The 2,012-nt window shown below is 64.1% G+C and carries 2 protein-coding genes; both read right to left on the bottom strand.

Features of this window, described 5'->3' with window-relative positions:
- The coding region (locus QZL63_RS09350; protein WP_290586692.1) for an Obg family GTPase at positions 1-604 on the bottom strand (604 nt) is incomplete at its 3' end.
- A gap of 148 nt (positions 605-752) precedes the next feature.
- Positions 753-1,859 (bottom strand): alanine dehydrogenase, encoded by a 1,107-nt coding sequence (gene ald / locus QZL63_RS09345; RefSeq protein WP_022309047.1) that lies wholly within the window; start codon positions 1,857-1,859, stop codon positions 753-755.
- Positions 1,860-2,012: the final 153 nt, after the last annotated feature.

The raw sequence follows: 2,012 nt of genomic DNA, 5'->3' as shown, positions 1-2,012 counted from the left end.
TGAAGGCGTAGTTGGCGATCTTCGGCTTCGCGGCCGAGACGACCGACAGCAGGGTCGATTTCCCGGCATTGGGGAAGCCGACCAGCCCGACGTCGGCAAGCACCTTCAGTTCGAGGATGAAGGCTCCCTCCTCGCCCTCCTCACCCGGCTGGGCATAGCGCGGCGTCTGGTTCGTGGCGCTCTTGAAATGCCAGTTGCCCAGGCCGCCCCGGCCGCCCTTGAGCAGCACGAGCCGCTCGCCGTCGGCGGTGACCTCACCGACCGTCTCGGTCGTCGTCGTGCCGTCCTCGAGCTCGACAACCCGCTTGGCCACCGTGCCCAGCGGCACGGGGATGACGATGTCGCGGGCATCCTTGCCCGACGAGCGGGCACCGGATCCGTTCTGTCCGTCCTCGGCGAACTGGTGGCGCTGGTACTTGAGGTGGATCAGCGTCCAGTACTGTCTGTCGCCCTGCAGCACGATGCTGCCGCCCTTGCCGCCGTCGCCGCCGTCGGGACCGCCGAAGGCCACGAACTTCTCGCGCCGGAAATGGGCCGAACCCGCGCCGCCGTGGCCCGAGCGGGCGAAAATCTTCACGTAGTCTACGAAATTGGAACCTGCCATAATCTGTTCTTTCTCGCTGCAAAGATAGTGCAAGCGGCGTGCAATCACAAATTTATTTCTCGGCGGAGGAGTCCGGCAAAAGGGAAACGGGCGGAGGATGTCGTCTCCTCCGCCCGCAGCAGGTCGATTGCGCTCCCCCGCAGCGCGGTCAGAGCGTCAGCGGCTCATAGGGAAGCCCCCACGCCTCGGCAACCGGGCGGTAGACCACCTTGCCCTCGACGATGTTGAGACCCAGGGCCAGTTCGGGGTTCTCCTGCGCGGCGCGGCGCCAGCCCTTGTCGGCCAACTGGATGGCGTAGGGAAGCGTGGCGTTGGTGAGCGCCAGCGTCGAGGTGCGCGGCACGGCGCCCGGAATGTTGGCCACGCAGTAGTGCAGCATGCCATCGACGTAGTAGACCGGATCCTCGTGGGTCGTCGGACGCGAAGTCTCGAAGCAGCCGCCCTGGTCGATGGCCACATCGACCATCACCGTACCCGGGTCCATCTCCTTGAGCATGTCGCGCGTCACGAGCTTCGGGGCCTTGGCGCCCGGAATCAGCACCGAACCGATCACCAGGTCGGCGTGCTTGAGTTCCTGGCGGATGTTGTACTCCGAGGACATGAGCGTCTTGACGTTCTTGGGCATCACGTCGGCCAGATAGGTCAGGCGCTGCAGCGAGATGTCGCAGATCGTCACGTCGGCGCCCGTGCCGGCTGCCGTGCGCGCCGCGGCCGTACCCACGACGCCCGCGCCGATGACGAAGACCTTGGCCGGCTTCACTCCCGGAACGCCGCCGAGCAGCACGCCCTTGCCGCCGCGGGGCTTCTCGAGGAAATAGCGCCCCTCCTGTGCCGCCATGCGGCCGGCGACTTCGGACATCGGAATGAGCAGCGGCAGCGAATGGTCGGCCCGCTCGACCGTCTCGTAGGCGCAGCAGATGGCTCCGCTGTCGATCATGGCGTGCGTCAGCGGCTCGCTGCTGGCAAAGTGGAAATAGGTGAACACGAGCTGGCCCCGGCGGATGAGCTTGTACTCGGGAGCGATCGGCTCCTTGACCTTGATGATCATCTCGGCCGTGGCATACACATCCTCGATCGTCGGGAGAATCGAGGCGCCGACCGCCGTATAGGCCGCATCCGGGAACCCGCTGTTCTCACCGGCCGTAGCCTGCACATAGACCTTGTGGCCCCGTTTGGTCAGCTCCTGCGCCCCGGCCGGCGTGAGGCCGACGCGGTTCTCGTTGTTCTTGATCTCCTTGGGAATTCCGATAATCATAATGCGGGAAGTTTTTAAAGTTTTAGGTTTTGGCTCCCCAAATTACAAAAATCGCAAGAAACCGCAAAGACGATCGACGATTTTTTCGCAAAAATCTAAAACCGATACGAAACCGTAACGTAGAACGACCGCGGCCAGGCATGGCTGCAGGGC

This window comes from Alistipes sp. CAG:268, from assembly GCA_000434235.1.
Taxonomy (GTDB): domain Bacteria; phylum Bacteroidota; class Bacteroidia; order Bacteroidales; family Rikenellaceae; genus Alistipes; species Alistipes avistercoris.
Note: the sequence above shows the minus strand (reverse complement) of the source record. Positions and strands in the feature narration are given on the sequence as shown.